Genomic DNA, 17,750 nt, shown 5'->3' with positions numbered 1-17,750 from the left:
GGCTTTTAACGTGATATCACTCTTCCAGCGAGTAGGGCAGCGGGACGATATGCAGGGTGTTGGCATCGTCGCGAACGCGGAAGACGCTTTCGGCTTCTAAATCGTTATTCATGACGGCCTGAACCAGTAACTGACCATCGTCCAACTGCGTCGCCGCCAGAATAGCGCCGGTACGACGCCAGTTCTCGCCCATCTGTAGCTCCAGATCTTCTCCTGCTTCCGGTACCCGGCTGGCTTTGCCCGCCAGCAACCAAAGCGCGCGTTTATTGGCGCCGCGGAATTTTGCCCGTGCGACCATCTCCTGTCCGGTGTAGCAGCCTTTCTTGAAGCTGATGCCGCCCAGCGCCTGTAGGTTAGTCGCCTGGGGGATAAACTGACCGCTGTTCGCCGCGTCAATCACCGGAATGCCTGCTTCAATATCCAATGCCAGCCACTGTTGACTGTTATTCAGTTCGGCTTCGCCATGCAACTTCTCCGTTAACATGTTGGCCGTCGCGACATCGGTGACAAGCAGGAATCGTTCCGCAGGATGTTCAAACCATAGCAGCGTGGAGGCGCCGTCTCTGACCACCTGATTTTCGCTATTGGGCAGTTCGCTAAAGACATTAGCCAGCGCCGCGCGGGCCTGAAAACCTGCCACGCCAAGCAATACGCGTTCGTCATCCGGTGCGATGACCACTTTGGAAAATACGGCGTACTTTTTCAGCTCCGTTAATTGCGCTTCACGCACGCTACGGCGTTCAATCCAGGCGAAACCGTCGCGCTCACGGAACAGGCGCAGAGTGCTCCACATCTTACCTTTAGCATCGCAGTGGGCGGCGAGAAGGTGTTGCTGTTCAGTCATCTGGCTTACGTCAGCGGTGACCTGCCCCTGAATATACTTTTCACTGTCTACGCCGGTAATGGACGACAGCGCCCAGTCGTCAAGCGCGATCAGCGTCAGCGGCAGGCGGGCTGACGATGAAGGATGACGTGGTGGAAAGGAGATAAAAGCCATAAATAATGTCCTGGTTAGCTGCAACAATAATGGTTAATGGTAAAAGAGCCATCGGTCATTGCAAGTGCTTTAAATAGCCCATTGAGAGCGGATTGATCGTTTTGCGAGGCGGTATCCAAAACGGATGAACATATTGATTCCCAGCCTTTTATTTCGCGATCGCGTTCCAGATTACTGAGATTCCCGTAAAACAACGCCAAAAACACGTTACAATAGCCCGGTACTTCATTTTCGCGAGGCAGGAAGAACATGGATATTCACAATAAAGCACGTATTCACTGGGCATGTCGTCGCGGTATGCGCGAACTTGATATTTCCATCATGCCGTTTTTTGAACATGAGTACGATAGTTTAAGTGATGAAGAAAAGCGTATTTTTGTCCGTTTGTTGCAGAGTGACGACCCGGATTTATTTAACTGGTTAATGAATCACGGTAAACCGGCTGACGCTGAACTGGAACAGATGGTCCGACTCATTCAGACACGGAATCGGGAACGTGGTCCTGTGGCAATCTGATTTACGCGTCTCATGGCGCGCTCAGTGGATCTCATTGCTCATTCATGGGCTGGTTGCCGCGGTGATTTTATTGATGCCCTGGCCGCTGAGTTATACCCCGTTATGGATGATACTACTGTCGCTGGTCGTGTTTGACTGTGTACGTAGCCAGCGCAGGATTAATACCTGCCAGGGAGAGATCAAGCTACTCATGGACGGGCGCTTACGCTGGCAGGGGCAGGACTGGACGCTCTTGCGTCCGCCCTGGTTACTGAAGAGCGGGATGGTGTTGCGTTTACGCGCAGAGTCTGGACGTCATCAGCATTTATGGCTGGCGGCGGATAGCATGGAAGAAGCGGAATGGCGTGAGTTGCGTCGGATACTGTTACAGCAGCCGATATCAGGCCAACACTGACGGAACGGCGTAAACGCGGTTCCGTCGAGAGGGAAATACAGCGAGTAAGGCTTCAGGCGTAGTGTTCGGCCATTTCGCCGAGAATTTGTTCACACCAGGTCTGTATACGCTCATCGCTGAGATCGTACTGGTTCGTTTCATCCAGCGCCAGGCCGACAAACAGTTGCCCATCCGCAATGACCGGTTTATTGCTGGTAAATTCGTAGCCTTCTGTGGGCCAGTAGCCGACAAATTTAACGCCTTTGAGGGCAAGTTTGTCATGCAACATACCCAGCGCATCCAGGAACCACTCACCGTAGCCGAGTTGGTCGCCCATACCGTAAAGCGCAACGATTTTGCCTTCCAGATTGAGATCGTCCAGTTGCTCCCAGACGGCTTCCCAGTCCTCCTGAATTTCGCCAAAATCCCAGGTGGGGATGCCTAAAATGAGCACGTCGTACTGCTCCATTAAGGCGGGGGCGTCATCCTTGAGGTTATGTAATGTCACCAGCTCCGGGCCGAGGATATCGCGAATTTTCTCTGCGGCCATCTCGGTGTAGCACGTGCTGGAACCGTAAAAAAGACCCATGTTCATTACGTTACATCTCGATTCTGCTATAGCGTTGCGGGTAGTGTAACAGAATCACTGCATTCACGGCACAATGAGGCATAATGCACCCAAAGTCAGCGTGAAGTAGGGAGCGCGAATGGAACAGGATTTAGCGCGTATTGAGCAGTTTCTGGATGCCCTGTGGCTGGAACGAAATCTGGCGGAAAATACATTAAGCGCGTATCGTCGCGATTTATCGATGGTCGTTGCGTGGTTGCATCATCGCGGAAAAACGCTTGCGACGGCGCAGGCTGATGATTTACAAACGCTGCTGGCTGAACGGGTGGAGGGCGGATACAAAGCGACCAGTTCCGCACGCCTGTTAAGCGCTATGCGGCGCTTCTTCCAGCATCTGTACCGTGAAAAGTATCGTGAGGATGATCCGAGCGCGCAGTTGGCCTCGCCTAAGCTTCCGCAGCGTTTACCGAAAGATCTTAGCGAGGCGCAGGTTGAGCGGCTCTTGCAGGCGCCGCTTATTGATCAACCTTTGGAGTTGCGCGATAAAGCTATGTTGGAAGTGCTGTATGCCACCGGTTTGCGCGTGTCGGAACTGGTGGGGCTGACAATGAGCGATATCAGTCTGCGGCAGGGCGTGGTGCGGGTTATCGGTAAAGGCAATAAAGAGCGGTTGGTGCCGTTAGGCGAAGAGGCGGTATATTGGCTGGAAACGTATCTGGAGCATGGGCGTCCCTGGTTACTTAATGGCGTATCGATTGACGTATTGTTCCCCAGCCAGCGTGCGCAGCAGATGACGCGGCAGACCTTCTGGCACCGTATTAAACATTATGCGGTACTGGCTGGAATCGATAGCGAAAAACTATCGCCGCATGTTTTACGTCACGCTTTCGCCACGCATTTGCTGAATCACGGTGCCGACTTGCGCGTTGTACAAATGCTACTTGGGCATAGCGATCTTTCGACGACACAAATTTATACGCATGTCGCAACGGAGCGTTTGCGTCAACTTCATCAACAGCACCATCCGCGGGCATGAGTGCTGACAGGAAAGGATAGTTTATGAAAAAGCGTTTTATGATGTTCACTTTACTGGCGGCGGCGTTTTCAGGCGTGGCCCATGCGGATGATGCGGCTATCCGTCAGTCGCTGGCTAAGCTGGGCGTTCAGAGTACGGAAATTCAGGCCTCGCCAGTGGCTGGGATGAAAACCGTCCTCACTCACAGCGGCGTACTGTACGTTACTGACGACGGCAAACATATTATTCAAGGGCCGATGTATGACGTGAGCGGCGCGCATCCGGTAAACGTGACGAACAAACTGCTGATGAGCCAGCTAAATGCGCTGGAAAAAGAGATGATCGTCTATAAAGCGCCGGATGAGAAACATGTCATTACTGTTTTTACCGATATCACCTGCGGCTATTGTCATAAGCTACATGAAGAGATGAAAGATTATAACGCGCTGGGGATCACGGTACGTTATCTGGCCTTCCCGCGCCAGGGGCTGGAAAGCCAGGCGGAGCAGGATATGAAATCTATCTGGTGCGCCAAAGACAAAAACAAAGCGTTTGATGACGCCATGGCAGGTAAGGGCGTGAAACCGGCAAGCTGTGACGTGAACATTGCTGATCATTATGCGTTGGGCGTGCAGTTGGGCGTTAGCGGTACGCCAGCCATTGTATTGAGTAACGGCTATGTGGTGCCTGGCTATCAGGGACCGAAAGAGATGAAAGCGTTTCTTGATGAGCATCAAAAACAGACCAGTGGTAAATAATACGCGTGAAACAACAGAGACAACTTCGTCGGCGCGAGGCTGATGAGACGGCGGAACTCCCCGCCGATCTTCCTCCATTACTACGACGTTTATATGCCAGCCGGGGCGTTCGTAGCGCCCGCGAACTGGAGCGCAGCGTGAAAGGAATGCTGCCCTGGCAACAGCTTAGCGGCATAGATAACGCGGTGGAGATCCTCTACAACGCCTTTCGCGAAGGTATCCGCATTATTGTTGTTGGCGATTTTGACGCCGACGGCGCGACCAGTACTGCGCTAAGCGTATTGGGAATGCGTGCGTTGGGATGTGACAACATCAGTTATCTGGTGCCTAATCGCTTTGAAGACGGCTACGGTTTAAGCCCGGAAGTGGTCGATCAGGCGAAGGCGCGCGGCGCGCAGCTTATCGTCACCGTAGATAACGGCATCTCATCCCACGCCGGCGTAGCGCATGCAAAGACGTTGGGGATTCCGGTGATCGTGACCGATCACCACCTGCCTGGCGACACGTTGCCGGATGCCGAAGCGATTATTAATCCCAATCTGCGCGACTGCGAATTCCCGTCTAAGTCGCTGGCGGGCGTCGGCGTGGCGTTTTACCTGATGCTGGCGTTGCGAACATTTTTGCGCGACAAAGGATGGTTCGACGAGCGCAACATCGCGCCGCCGAATCTGGCGGAGCTGCTGGATTTAGTGGCGTTGGGAACGGTAGCAGACGTTGTGCCGCTGGACGCTAACAACCGTATTCTGACCTGGCAAGGGCTAAGTCGTATTCGTGCCGGGAAATGCCGCCCGGGAATTAAAGCGTTGCTGGAGATATCGAATCGCGATCCGCAGCAGCTTGCCGCCAGTGATTTAGGCTTCGCGTTGGGGCCTCGCCTGAATGCCGCCGGCAGGCTGGATGATATGTCCGTTGGCGTGGCGTTACTGTTATGCGATAACCTCGGCGAAGCGCGTGTTCTGGCCAGCGAGCTGGATGCGCTTAACCAGACGCGCAAAGAAATAGAGCAGGGGATGCAGGCGGAAGCGCTTATCTTGTGCGAAAAGCTTGAGCGCAGTAGTGAAACGCTACCGGGCGGTCTGGCGATGTATCATCCTGAATGGCATCAGGGCGTGGTCGGAATTCTGGCGTCGCGCATTAAAGAGCGTTTTCACCGCCCGGTGATCGCCTTTGCGCCTGCGGGCGACGGCACGCTAAAAGGCTCAGGCCGATCGATTCAGGGGCTGCATATGCGCGATGCGCTGGAAAGGCTGGATACGCTTTACCCTGATCTGATGATCAAGTTCGGCGGTCATGCGATGGCGGCGGGATTGTCGCTGGAAGAGCATAAATTCGAGCAGTTTCAGCAACGTTTTGGCGAGCTGGTGACGGAATGGCTCGATCCTGCCCTGTTGCAAGGCGAGGTGATCTCCGATGGTCCATTAAGCGCGGCGGAGATGACTATGGAAGTGGCGCAACTGTTGCGGGATGCCGGACCGTGGGGGCAAATGTTCCCGGAACCGTTATTCGATGGTCGTTTCCGTCTGCTACAACAGCGTCTGGTGGGCGAGCGCCACCTCAAGGTGATGGTGGAGCCTGTCGGCGGCGGCCCGCTGTTGGATGGCATCGCATTTAATATTGATACGACCTGTTGGCCGGATAATGGCGTGCGGGAGGTAGAACTGGCTTATAAACTGGACATTAACGAGTTTCGCGGCAACCGTAGTTTACAGATTATTATCGATGATATTTGGCCGCTATGATCGGGGCGATTTAACAACACTTTCGCTGTAATTAAGGGGCGAAATCCGCTAATATTTCGCCCTTATAACCGCATTTTGACAAGTCAAATAAAAGAAATCAGACCATGTTTGAAATTAACCCGGTGAATAACCGCATTCAGGACCTCACGGAACGCACCAACGTTCTTAGGGGGTATCTTTGACTACGATGCTAAGAAAGAGCGTCTGGAAGAAGTAAACGCCGAGCTGGAACAGCCGGATGTCTGGAACGAACCTGAGCGCGCGCAGGCGCTGGGAAAAGAGCGTTCATCGCTCGAAGCGATCGTCGATACGCTTGATCAAATGACTCAGGGGCTGGACGACGTTTCCGGGCTGCTGGAACTGGCGGTAGAAGCTGACGACGAAGAGACGTTTAACGAAGCCGTCGCGGAACTGAATACGCTGGAAGAGAAGCTGGCGCAGTTGGAATTCCGTCGGATGTTCTCCGGCGAGTACGATAGCGCCGATTGCTATCTCGATATTCAGGCCGGTTCTGGTGGTACTGAAGCGCAGGACTGGGCCAGCATGTTGCTGCGTATGTATCTGCGTTGGGCGGAAGCGCGCGGCTTCAAGACGGAAGTCATTGAAGAGTCGGAAGGGGAAGTCGCTGGCATTAAGTCCGCGACTATCAAAATCTCCGGCGAATATGCCTATGGCTGGCTGCGCACTGAAACCGGCGTACATCGTCTGGTGCGTAAAAGCCCGTTCGACTCCGGCGGTCGCCGTCATACCTCGTTTAGCTCCGCGTTTGTGTACCCGGAAGTGGACGACGATATCGATATCGACATTAACCCGGCGGATCTGCGTATCGACGTCTATCGTGCGTCTGGCGCAGGCGGTCAGCACGTTAACCGTACGGAATCCGCAGTGCGTATCACCCATATTCCCACCGGGATCGTGACGCAGTGCCAGAACGACCGTTCGCAGCACAAAAACAAAGACCAGGCCATGAAGCAGATGAAAGCGAAGCTTTATGAACTGGAGATGCAGAAAAAGAACGCTGAAAAACAGGCGATGGAAGACACTAAGTCCGATATCGGCTGGGGAAGCCAGATTCGTTCCTATGTCCTGGACGATTCCCGCATTAAAGACCTGCGTACTGGGGTGGAAACCCGCAATACACAGGCGGTACTGGACGGTAGTCTGGATCAATTTATCGAAGCAAGTTTGAAAGCAGGGCTATGAGGAATCAACATGTCTGAACAAAACGCACAGGGCGCTGACGAGGTAGTCGATCTTAACAATGAAATGAAGGCACGTCGCGAGAAGCTGGCTGCACTGCGTGAGCAGGGTATCCCGTTCCCGAACGATTTCCGTCGTGACCGTACCTCAGACCAACTGCACGCAGAGTTTGACGCGAAAGAAGCTGAAGAACTGGAAGCGCTGAATATTGAAGTGTCCGTCGCGGGCCGTATGATGACTCGCCGTATTATGGGTAAAGCCTCTTTTGTTACCCTGCAAGACGTAGGCGGCCGCATTCAGCTGTATGTGGCGCGCGATGATCTGCCGGAAGGCGTTTACAACGAGCAGTTCAAGAAGTGGGATCTTGGCGATATCCTCGGCGCGAAAGGTAAGCTGTTCAAAACCAAAACCGGCGAGCTGTCTATCCACTGTACCGAACTGCGCCTGCTGACGAAAGCGCTGCGTCCGTTGCCGGATAAATTCCACGGCCTGCAGGACCAGGAAGCGCGCTATCGCCAGCGTTATCTGGATCTCATCTCTAACGATGAATCCCGTAACACCTTCAAAACCCGTTCGAAGATCCTGGCCGGTATTCGCCAGTTTATGGTTGCTCGCGGCTTTATGGAAGTCGAAACCCCGATGATGCAGGTGATCCCAGGCGGCGCGTCTGCCCGTCCGTTTATCACCCATCACAACGCGCTGGATCTGGACATGTACCTGCGTATTGCGCCGGAACTGTACCTCAAGCGTCTGGTGGTTGGCGGCTTCGAACGCGTATTCGAAATTAACCGTAACTTCCGTAACGAAGGCATCTCCGTGCGCCATAATCCTGAGTTCACCATGATGGAACTCTATATGGCGTATGCGGACTACAAAGACCTGATCGAACTGACGGAGTCTCTGTTCCGTACGCTGGCGCAGGATGTTCTGGGCACCACCCAGGTTCCGTACGGTGATGAAGTGTTTGACTTCGGTAAGCCGTTCGAAAAACTGACCATGCGTGAAGCGATCAAGAAATATCGTCCGGAAACGGATATGGCTGATCTGGACAACTTCGACTCCGCGAAGGCGATTGCTGAAAGCATCGGCATTCACGTCGAGAAGAGCTGGGGTCTGGGCCGTATCGTCACCGAGATCTTTGACGAAGTCGCTGAAGCGCATCTGATTCAGCCGACCTTCATCACCGAATATCCTGCTGAAGTGTCTCCGCTGGCGCGTCGTAATGATGTGAACCCGGAAATCACTGACCGCTTCGAGTTCTTTATCGGCGGTCGTGAAATCGGCAATGGCTTTAGCGAGTTGAACGATGCGGAAGATCAGGCGCAGCGTTTCCTGGATCAGGTTAATGCAAAAGCGGCGGGCGACGACGAAGCCATGTTCTACGACGAAGACTACGTGACGGCGCTGGAACACGGTTTACCGCCGACAGCGGGTCTGGGAATTGGTATCGACCGTATGGTGATGCTGTTTACTAACAGCCACACGATTCGCGACGTTATTCTGTTCCCGGCGATGCGTCCGGTGAAATAAGATGTAAATTGCCGGATGGGGCATTAGCCGCCATCCGGCATCTCTTTGTTCAGGCGTAGCGCCATCAGGCAATCTTTAACGCTGGCAGTAATTGAACAGTCGTTCACGCGCTTGTTCGTCTGACGCTTGCATGACCATCCACGGGCTAAATGCCCACGGCGTAGCGAGAAGGCTTTTCCATACGCTTTTAAATTCGCTCCACTGATAGTCCATCACCTCTTCGCTGTTAACCTGTAACATACTGGTTGTCCGCGCGGCAAATACCGGACAGACTTCATTTTCCACAATACCGTTTGGATCTGTCGCCCGATAGCTGAAGTGCGGATAGACGGGGGTGAGATCGGTAATTTCCACGCCGAGTTCGAACCGACAACGGCGGATGATCGCCTCTTCGGTGGTTTCGCCTTGTTGCGGATGACCGCAAACCGAATTCGTCCACACGCCTGGCCAGGCTTTTTTGCTCAGCGACCGTCGTGTTACCAGCAACTGACCATCTTCGTTAAATAGCCAGCAGGAGAAAGCCAGATGCAAAGGCGTATTAAGCGTATGAGCCGCATACTTTTCCAGTGTGCCGGAAGGCTTATCCTGCTCATCCAATAAAACGACATGTTCCTCAGTCATGAAAGCTCCTGAAAATTAAAATGACCCGGCAGCATGGCCAGGCCATATACTCAGACGATCAGCGTAGCGCATAACAGAAAGAAAGGCATTACCAAAACAGGCCCTGACAGAACGCAGACGAGCACCATTGTGCCGTGATTCGATACTATGCTGGCATATCGGATATTCGCGGCATCATCATCCACACGGACCCTTTCCGGCGTCAATGGATTGGGCATACGGCATTTGGCTGCTATCATAAGGCGTCTGTCAATAGAGTGAGGAATGGTTTTGAGCGCAGGACGCCTGAACAAAAATAGCCTGGGTATTGCGGTGCTGTTATGCACAGGGCTGCTGCTGGCGGGGTGTTCCAGTAATTCCGGCTCAGGAACGTATTCCGGCTCCGTCTATACCGTTAAGCGCGGCGATACGTTGTATCGTATATCGCGCGCTACGGGAACCAGCGTGAAAGAACTGGCCCGACTGAATGGCATTTCTCCGCCTTATACTATTGAGGTGGGGCAGCGAATTAAAGTGCGCGGCAGCGCAAAGAGTAGCAGTTCAACACGCAAAACCAGCAATAAAACAGCAACAAAAACTGCTGCGGTCAGACCGTCATCTTCGGTGCCAAAATCCTCCTGGCCGCCGGTGGGGCAGCGTTGTTGGGTATGGCCTGCTAACGGTAAAGTGATTTTACCTTATTCCACCGCGGAGGGCGGAAATAAGGGGATCGATATTGCGGGCGCGCGCGGAACGCCTGTTTATGCGGCGGGAGCGGGTAAAGTTGTCTATGTCGGGAACCAGCTGCGCGGTTACGGCAATCTCATCATGATTAAGCACAATGAAGATTACATTACGGCTTACGCTCATAATGACACCATGCTGGTTAATAATGGGCAAAGCGTTAAAGCGGGGCAAAAAATCGCTACGATGGGCAGCACGGATGCCGCATCTGTAAGACTACACTTCCAGATTCGCTATCGGGCGACGGCCATCGATCCGCTGCGTTATCTGCCGCCGCAGGGGAGTAAACCGAAGTGCTGACGGTGAATTAATCGCCAGTCAGCCAGTAAGTCTCTTGCCAACCAGAGCGTAAGGTTTATAATGCCTTACGCATCTCAAAGCGGGCGTAGTTCAATGGTAGAACGAGAGCTTCCCAAGCTCTATACGAGGGTTCGATTCCCTTCGCCCGCTCCAGACAAATATCTACTAAATCCACAAATTTACAGCCATTTTTTCTGTACTGCCCCACAGTACACAGGGTTTCAATGCCTATGTCGGACGGCTATTATCCGCTGGCGACTCCGGTAATGACTTTATCATTCAGCCCGCAGCACAACGATGCCCGGTCTGGAATGCATGTATTCCATAAACGGTGTATCCACCACTTTTCTGTTTGCGGCCAATGAGGAGGCGTTCCTGAACCACACCTGTTCATCATGACGAACTACGATACCCACATGTGAAACGTCCAGCCCGTCAAGCGGGGAGTAGACACCGATATAATCCCCGTTTTTTAGGTGGTTCATGACCTGCTGGTTGATGGCTCTTCCGGGAATGTAATTTATTTTACGAGGATGGATGCCCAGACCAGGAATGTACTCGCCGCCATCAGGTTTATGGTTAAGCTGCTTGTCAACAACGACATAATCAGGGCTGATATCCGGCGTTACATCCCGTGCATTACGCGGTGCTGCGGCGAACCAGTCAGAGAAGAAGTGCCGGCGGCTGAGATAAGCAACTTTGCCCGCGGCGTAGCGAGTCCTGGCAAGATTATGCAGAAACGATTTCTGATTATCGCTGCGGGCCAGGGCCTCAACGTAATCAGCCAGGGTAAAGCAGTCCACGCCGTTGAAATTCGCTACAAGGACTTCGGGTGTGCCGGGCCCACCGATGAGCGTATTTGCCTGATAAGGTGTTCCGAGAAAAGCAGACGATACGCGGCTGATAACTTCTCCATGGTTTTCGCCTTTATAAGGAATGACATCCGACTGGATAATCCGGCTTACTTTTTCTGCCGTAACGCTGTCCATGCTGGTCTGATATTTTTCTGTGCCAGGGACGGTACAGGCCGTCAGATGCGCCGACATAAGCAAAATTGTCCATGCATTTACCTTCATTATCATCTCCGGAAAGGTTCAAATCCCTTTTTTACCTTTACCGGAAATGGTTGTGATGGATACAGAAAAACGCCAGAGGTTGATTACAGGTTGAGTAATATGAACGCTGATGATGATAAATGTGAAGATCATCATACGACTTTATTCGCAGTTGTTTTTTGCCTGATCGTCAAAGCCAACATGCCCCTTCAGGCTGGCGATACATACCGGTCAAATCCGTGCCGAACTGGCCCGCAAGGGAACACCTGTCGGGCCTTATGACCAGATGATTGCTGGCCATGTCCGTAGCCGCGGACTGGTCGTCGTCACAAACAATCTCCGCGAGTTTGAACGCATTCCGGGTATCCGAATCGAAGACTGGTGCTAATTTCTGCATCAGATGTTATCCCCGGATTCAAACTCTTTTCCGGATTTAGTGGCACAGTCAGTTTGGTTACCTGCTTAATGGTGGTTTGCATCACATTTTTAGCTGGTGGTATTTTTTTATGTTGACTGGAGATACCTGCCAACAGCATAACTTTTACGGCCAGATAATAAATAAAAGAGTACCAAAATGTCGTATTCTGACATGTTTACGAAGGGAGTACCGCTCCCTTCTTTTTTTGTTTCCTGGATACTCACTGAACAATGCCGTTACTGCCCGATAACTGCCGCATCCCCTCTCCATAGCCGTTTCCTGCAACTAAGTCACAGACGTTGGTTTACCAGGCCGATATGACTTCTTTCCCGTTATATACCCTTCATACTTCAAGTGGCTTATGTGTTGACTACGGATTACTCGGCCCATCATGGGCCTCGCCCTGACGGGCCGTCGCACGCGACGTTCAAATCTGCTCCCGGCAGATTTGTCGCTCACCCCAGTCACAGAGTTATCTATGCTCCTGGGGACTCACTCCCTTGCCACCTTTAAGCAACTCAAATTATTTTGGGTATATATCAGTGAACTTCTATTTTTGTCAGTTTTTATTTTTCAGTTTATTTATTATTAAATACTGTTTCTGGCCTGGATATATTTTCGTGAATAGCCTCCCGACAGCCGCAGACAAAGATATTTGCTGGCGTAACAGCGCTCATAATTTAAAAGATTTATTTATAGTTTGTTATCACGGAAAGATTTTAACTTAATACATGCCAGTAAGGCATCAGGTAAAAATAACCGGAGAGAAGAAGATGAACAAAATGCTATTAGCCGGAAGTGCCGGTATTGTTCTGCTGTCTGCTGCAGCCAGTCCGGTATGGGCAGACGATAATGCCAGTACATTTTCGCTTGGATACGCCCAGTCCCATACTAATCACGCCGGGACGTTGCGTGGGGTTCGGCTGGCAAACAACTATGAAATGTCACCGGACTGGGGGCTGACAACCTCATTTGCCTGGCTAAATGGAAGCCAGCGCTATTCCGATGAAAGCAGTAATGGTCGTGTAACAACCCGTTATTACTCCCTGCTTGCAGGCCCTTCATGGAAAATAAATAACCAGTTAAGCCTGTATAGTCAAGTGGGCCCCGTATTATTGCATCAGCGTGATCACGGAATAAATGAGTCTGACAGTAAGGTCGGATATGGTTATTCTGCAGGCGTGGCTTATACCCCGGTCAGTAATGTCGCTATAAATCTGGGTTATGAGGGTGCGGATTTTGATGCTACCCATAACAGCGGAAGCCTTAATAGCAACGGCTTTAATCTTGGCGTGGGTTACCGGTTCTGAATAGGATAATTCGATAAAAAATGTTACTTTGTGGAGATGATGGATTATGAAAAGCCATATTATGCCAGGCGTTGCGCTGATGGTTATCCTGTTTTCAGGAAATGTTATGGCCGCAACAAACATGACTGATAATGTTACTCTGAATAATGACAAGATATCCGGACAGGCCTGGCAGGCCATGCGTGATATCGGAATGTCGCGATTCGAGTTGTTTAATGGTCGAACCCAAAAGGCGGAACAACTGGCTGCGCAAGCAGAAAAACTCCTGAACGATGACAGCACTGACTGGAACCTGTATGTCAAATCAGATAAAAAAGCCCCAGTTGAAGGAGACCGCTATATTCGGATAAATTCATCGATTACGGTAGCCGAAGATTATCTCCCTGCGGGGCAGAAAAATGATGCTATTAATAAAGCAAACCAGAAAATGAAAGAAGGAGATAAAAAAGGGACTATAGAGGCCCTGAAACTAGCAGGCGTCAGTATGATTGAAAATCAGGAACTCATTCCTCTTCAGCAAACCCGTAAGGATGTGACCACAGCGCTTTCCTTGATGAACGAAGGAAAATACTATCAGGCAGGTCTGATACTGAAATCAGCTCAGGATGGCATAATTGTGGATTCTCAGTCAGTTCAGGAATTACCCACGGCCCCCGTGCAGCACGATTCCGCGCATTAATATCCCCCAGCCTGCTGTATATATTACAGCAGGCAGCATTATGTCTGACAGCTATTACCAGTTTGTTCTTTGCTGTCGGCATTGTTTTTAAATTTCATCCGTGAAGTTCAGTAATGTCAGGGTACCTGCATTCATATCTATTGTGATGCTCATCACAAATACAGAAGAATATCATTTCATTTATTATTTTTTATCCCTTCCGCTTATGATGGTTCATAATGATTTATTAAGTTAATGTTTTGGAATTAAATGCCTTTTACTTGCGTTATATCTAGTTTTTTATGCTACCAGTAGTTTTATTGTTATATATGGTTAGTATTATGTTTTGTAAATATCCAGTGTGATGGAAAAGCAAAACATACATTCCCGATAACATATTACAAAATATTTCATGTCCGCTGCGAATATCTGTCTGTTAGGTATTCATCCGCTTATAATTACATTAAAAAGTATTTCTTTGATGATTATTCTTAAATTACGATCATAATCATCGATCGTATCGATCTATTTTTATTGTTTTAATTTGAATAAGAATTTTCTTACAACTGATTAGGCATTAGCTGAAATCAATATTTTTCGATGGAAAGTTCAGGTGCTTCGTTTAACACCAGGCGTTTATTATTCATACGAATCTTTTCTGAACGCTTTCATTAATACCCTCAGATTTGTTTTCAGCCTTTGCAAAATAATTCTCATTCACCCAAAGGACATATTATCTATGCGTAATAAAATAATACTTGCCATGGCGGCTGCCGGTATGATGTATGGTGCTTCTGTATTTGCCGCCGATACTACACCCACAGCAGGCCCGTTCGGCTCAGGTAAAATTACCTTCACTGGTACCATCACCAACTCACCCTGTGATATCGCACCGGGCGACGATGCAATCACCGTTCCGTTTGGACAGATTTCTTACCGTAAACTGAATACCGCCAATGCAACCACGGACTCAAAACCGTTCACCATTCATCTGCAGAACTGCGCCTTCGATCCGAATGAAACTACAATAGCCGGCTCCGCAGGGAAAATGTCTAAAGTAACCGTCTCTTTCAGTGGCACAGCTGATACCTCAGGTAAAGCTTACGTCAGCACCGGCAGTGCCCAGCATGTTGGTGTGCAGCTTCTGAAAAGTGACAACACCTCACTGATTACACCCAATACCCCGATGCCGGATGGCGACGCCCAGCAACTGCAGGCCGGGAATAACGAACTCAACTTCTTTGCCCGCCTGATAGCCCTGACAGATGCCGCAACTCCTGGCGATGTTAACGCCTCCGTCACCTACACCCTGAAATACTTGTGATTTTACGCGGTAAATAACGACAGGGAGAAGCCGTCCACGGAGGGTATCGGACGGCTTTTATATCTGACTGTGCCTGCGGGCTGTCTGTTACACGGACGACAACACGAAAGCGCCATGCCATGAAAATTACCCGGCTTGCCATTCTGATTACCCTGACATTTTCCGTCCTGAAGTCGCAGGCCACGGAGTTCAATGCCAGCCTGCTGGACAGCGGGAACCTGTCTAACGTGGACCTCACGGCCTTCAGTCGCGAGGGGTATGTGGCGCCCGGTAACTATATTCTCGATATCTGGCTCAATGACCAGCCGGTACGGGAACAGTATCCGGTCAGAGTTGTACCGGTGGCCGGACGCGACGCGGCCGTCATCTGTGTGACAACAGACATGGTGGCCATGCTGGGTCTTAAGGATAAGATTATTCATGGCCTGAAACCCGTTACCGGTATCCCGAACGGGCAATGCCTTGAGCTGCGCTCCGCTGACAGTCAGGTACGGTACAGCGCTGAAAATCAGCGTCTGACCTTCATTATCCCCCAGGCCTGGATGCGTTATCAGGACCCGGACTGGGTGCCCCCTTCACGCTGGAGCGACGGCGTCACCGCCGGCCTGCTCGATTACAGCCTGATGGCCAATCGCTATATGCCGCAGCAGGGGGAGACCTCTACCAGCTACAGCCTCTACGGCACCGCCGGGTTTAATCTCGGCGCCTGGCGGTTGCGGAGCGATTACCAGTACAGCCGTTTTGACAGTGGGCGGGGCGCATCACAGTCCGATTTTTATCTGCCGCAGACGTATCTGTTCCGTGCCCTGCCAGCACTGCGCTCAAAACTGACGCTCGGACAGACGTACCTCAGCTCCGCTATTTTCGACTCCTTCCGCTTTGCCGGGCTCACTTTGGCCAGCGATGAGCGCATGCTGCCGCCCTCTCTTCAGGGGTATGCCCCGAAAATCAGCGGCATTGCGAACAGTAATGCACAGGTTACCGTCAGCCAGAATGGTCGCATTCTGTACCAGACCCGGGTGTCGCCGGGGCCTTTTGAGCTTCCCGACCTGAGCCAGAATATCAGCGGCAACCTGGATGTCAGCGTCCGGGAAAGCAACGGTAGCGTCCGGACATGGCAGGTCAACACGGCCAGCGTCCCCTTTATGGCACGCCAGGGACAGGTTCGCTATAAGGTGGCCGCCGGACGTCCGCTGTACGGCGGGACGCATAACAACAGCACGGTCAGCCCTGACTTTCTGCTCGGGGAGGCCACCTGGGGAGCATTTAACAACACGTCGCTGTATGGCGGCCTCATTGCCTCCACCGGCGACTACCAGTCCGCGGCGCTCGGGATCGGCCAGAATATGGGGCTGTTGGGCGCTCTGTCTGCGGACGTCACCCGCTCAGATGCGCGGTTGCCGCATGGGCAGAAGCAGTCCGGTTACAGCTACCGTATCAACTATGCCAAAACGTTTGATAAAACCGGCAGTACCCTGGCGTTCGTCGGATACCGCTTCTCGGACCGCCATTTTCTGTCCATGCCGGAGTACCTGCAGCGTCGGGCCACTGACGGCGGCGATGCATGGCATGAAAAACAGAGCTACACCGTGACTTACAGCCAGTCCGTTCCGGTACTCAACATGAGCGCGGCCCTCTCGGTAAGCCGGCTCAATTACTGGAATGCGCAGTCCAACAATAACTACATGCTCAGCTTCAACAAAGTGTTCAGTCTCGGCGACCTTCAGGGGCTCTCGGCCTCGGTGTCGTTTGCCCGTAACCAGTACACCGGCGGGGGGAGCCAGAACCAGGTCTACGCCACCATCAGTATCCCGTGGGGCGACAGCCGCCAGGTGAGCTACAGCGTGCAGAAGGATAACCGGGGCGGCCTGCAGCAGACCGTGAATTACAGCGATTTCCATAACCCGGACACCACATGGAACATCAGCGCCGGTCATAACCGCTATGACACCGGCAGTAACAGCAGCTTCAGCGGCAGCGTGCAGAGCCGTCTGCCGTGGGGCCAGGCGGCAGCGGACGCCACCCTGCAGCCCGGACAGTACCGCAGCCTGGGCCTGAGCTGGTACGGCTCGGTGACCGCCACCGCCCACGGCGCCGCCTTCAGCCAGTCGATGGCCGGGAATGAGCCTCGCATGATGATAGATACTGGAGACGTGGCCGGTGTACCGGTGAACGGCAACAGCGGGGTGACCAACCGCTTCGGGGTGGGCGTGGTGAGCGCCGGCAGCAGCTATCGGCGCAGCGATATTTCGGTTGATGTGGCCGCCCTGCCGGAGGGCGTGGACGTCAGCAGCTCCGTCATCAGCCAGGTGCTGACGGAGGGCGCGGTGGGCTACCGGAAGATTGACGCCAGCCAGGGGGAGCAGGTGCTCGGTCATATCCGACTGGCTGATGGTGCCAGTCCGCCGTTTGGCGCCATGGTAGTGTCCGGGAAAAGCGGCAGAACCGCGGGGATGGTCGGAGATGGCGGTCTGGCCTACCTGACAGGTCTCAGCGGGGAAGACCGCCGGACCCTGAATGTGTCCTGGGATGGCCGGGTGCAGTGCAGACTCACCCTGCCGGAAACGGTGACACTCAGCCGGGGGCCGCTGTTACTGCCCTGCAGATAAAAATATCCCTGTCACAGAGCAGGACTAACGGAGAAA

At 52.3% G+C, this 17,750-nt stretch carries 16 protein-coding genes, 1 tRNA gene and 1 pseudogene; 14 read left to right on the top strand and 4 right to left on the bottom strand.

What is annotated here, in order from left to right; all coding sequences use genetic code 11:
- Positions 1-16: 16 nt before the first annotated feature.
- The gene (gene ygfZ / locus NAZ64_RS05545) at positions 17-997 is read right to left on the bottom strand and encodes a tRNA-modifying protein YgfZ (protein ID WP_000874170.1); all 981 of its coding nucleotides are present in this window, start codon (positions 995-997) and stop codon (positions 17-19) included.
- A 249-nt stretch (positions 998-1,246) separates the two neighbouring features.
- Here ygfZ and sdhE point away from each other — a divergent pair, with 249 nt between their 5' ends.
- Positions 1,247-1,513 carry an FAD assembly factor SdhE gene (sdhE, locus tag NAZ64_RS05540; RefSeq protein WP_000351186.1) on the top strand — a complete coding sequence of 89 codons (267 nt, stop codon included), beginning with the start codon at positions 1,247-1,249 and terminating at the stop codon, positions 1,511-1,513.
- The gene (locus NAZ64_RS05535) at positions 1,494-1,907 is read left to right on the top strand and encodes a protein YgfX (protein ID WP_000244756.1); all 414 of its coding nucleotides are present in this window, start codon (positions 1,494-1,496) and stop codon (positions 1,905-1,907) included. Before sdhE ends, NAZ64_RS05535 begins: the two co-directional genes overlap by 20 nt.
- A gap of 52 nt (positions 1,908-1,959) precedes the next feature.
- Here the strand turns inward: NAZ64_RS05535 and fldB are convergent, their stop codons facing one another.
- The gene (gene fldB / locus NAZ64_RS05530; RefSeq protein WP_001055885.1) at positions 1,960-2,481 is read right to left on the bottom strand and encodes a flavodoxin FldB; all 522 of its coding nucleotides are present in this window, start codon (positions 2,479-2,481) and stop codon (positions 1,960-1,962) included.
- A gap of 112 nt (positions 2,482-2,593) precedes the next feature.
- On the opposite strand from fldB, the gene xerD reads away from it, so the two are divergent.
- The 5 genes from xerD (at position 2,594) to lysS (ending at position 8,696) form a co-directional block, all read left to right on the top strand.
- Positions 2,594-3,490 (top strand): site-specific tyrosine recombinase XerD, encoded by an 897-nt coding sequence (gene xerD / locus NAZ64_RS05525; RefSeq protein WP_000434302.1) that lies wholly within the window; start codon positions 2,594-2,596, stop codon positions 3,488-3,490.
- 23 nt (positions 3,491-3,513) lie between these two features.
- Entirely contained in the window at positions 3,514-4,227 is a 714-nt protein-coding gene (gene dsbC / locus NAZ64_RS05520; protein ID WP_000745614.1) for a bifunctional protein-disulfide isomerase/oxidoreductase DsbC, read from the top strand.
- Between the two features lie 5 nt (positions 4,228-4,232).
- Positions 4,233-5,966: a single-stranded-DNA-specific exonuclease RecJ gene (gene recJ / locus NAZ64_RS05515; RefSeq protein WP_220569642.1), complete on the top strand. Its 1,734-nt coding sequence runs from the start codon at positions 4,233-4,235 to the stop codon at positions 5,964-5,966.
- Positions 5,967-6,070: 104 nt separating this feature from the next.
- A protein-coding gene (gene prfB / locus NAZ64_RS05510) for a peptide chain release factor 2 (RefSeq protein WP_010989230.1) occupies positions 6,071-7,169 on the top strand; the annotation gives its coding sequence in 2 pieces (ribosomal slippage) (positions 6,071-6,145 and positions 6,147-7,169; 1,098 coding nt in all).
- 9 nt (positions 7,170-7,178) lie between these two features.
- Positions 7,179-8,696: a lysine--tRNA ligase gene (gene lysS, locus NAZ64_RS05505; protein ID WP_000003339.1), complete on the top strand. Its 1,518-nt coding sequence runs from the start codon at positions 7,179-7,181 to the stop codon at positions 8,694-8,696.
- Between the two features lie 75 nt (positions 8,697-8,771).
- On the opposite strand, the gene idi is transcribed toward lysS, so the two are convergent.
- Positions 8,772-9,317 (bottom strand): isopentenyl-diphosphate Delta-isomerase, encoded by a 546-nt coding sequence (idi, locus tag NAZ64_RS05500; protein WP_220569643.1) that lies wholly within the window; start codon positions 9,315-9,317, stop codon positions 8,772-8,774.
- Positions 9,318-9,581: 264 nt separating this feature from the next.
- Here idi and actS point away from each other — a divergent pair, with 264 nt between their 5' ends.
- Positions 9,582-10,340 carry an amidase activator ActS gene (gene actS, locus NAZ64_RS05495; RefSeq protein ID WP_000244328.1) on the top strand — a complete coding sequence of 253 codons (759 nt, stop codon included), beginning with the start codon at positions 9,582-9,584 and terminating at the stop codon, positions 10,338-10,340.
- 79 nt (positions 10,341-10,419) lie between these two features.
- Positions 10,420-10,493 (top strand) — tRNA-Gly (locus NAZ64_RS05490).
- Positions 10,494-10,615: 122 nt separating this feature from the next.
- Here NAZ64_RS05490 and NAZ64_RS05485 read toward each other — a convergent pair.
- Entirely contained in the window at positions 10,616-11,422 is an 807-nt protein-coding gene (locus NAZ64_RS05485) for a DUF1460 domain-containing protein (protein WP_220569644.1), read from the bottom strand.
- Positions 11,423-11,612: 190 nt separating this feature from the next.
- Here NAZ64_RS05485 and vapC point away from each other — a divergent pair.
- The 5 genes and pseudogenes from vapC to stdB all read left to right on the top strand — a co-directional run.
- Positions 11,613-11,783 (top strand): annotated as a pseudogene (vapC, locus tag NAZ64_RS05480) (tRNA(fMet)-specific endonuclease VapC); the annotation flags it as partial.
- Between the two features lie 803 nt (positions 11,784-12,586).
- The gene (locus tag NAZ64_RS05475) at positions 12,587-13,123 is read left to right on the top strand and encodes an STM3031 family outer membrane protein (RefSeq protein WP_001038499.1); all 537 of its coding nucleotides are present in this window, start codon (positions 12,587-12,589) and stop codon (positions 13,121-13,123) included.
- Between the two features lie 46 nt (positions 13,124-13,169).
- Positions 13,170-13,802 (top strand): YfdX family protein, encoded by a 633-nt coding sequence (locus NAZ64_RS05470; RefSeq protein WP_000835269.1) that lies wholly within the window; start codon positions 13,170-13,172, stop codon positions 13,800-13,802.
- Between the two features lie 718 nt (positions 13,803-14,520).
- On the top strand, positions 14,521-15,105 hold the full coding sequence (locus NAZ64_RS05465; RefSeq protein ID WP_001244639.1) for a fimbrial protein: 585 nt from the start codon (positions 14,521-14,523) through the stop codon (positions 15,103-15,105).
- Between the two features lie 119 nt (positions 15,106-15,224).
- Positions 15,225-17,714 carry a fimbrial outer membrane usher protein StdB gene (gene stdB, locus NAZ64_RS05460; protein WP_024798159.1) on the top strand — a complete coding sequence of 830 codons (2,490 nt, stop codon included), beginning with the start codon at positions 15,225-15,227 and terminating at the stop codon, positions 17,712-17,714.
- Positions 17,715-17,750: the final 36 nt, after the last annotated feature.

Source organism: Salmonella sp. A1325 (assembly GCF_056991255.1).
Note: the sequence above shows the minus strand (reverse complement) of the source record. Positions and strands in the feature narration are given on the sequence as shown.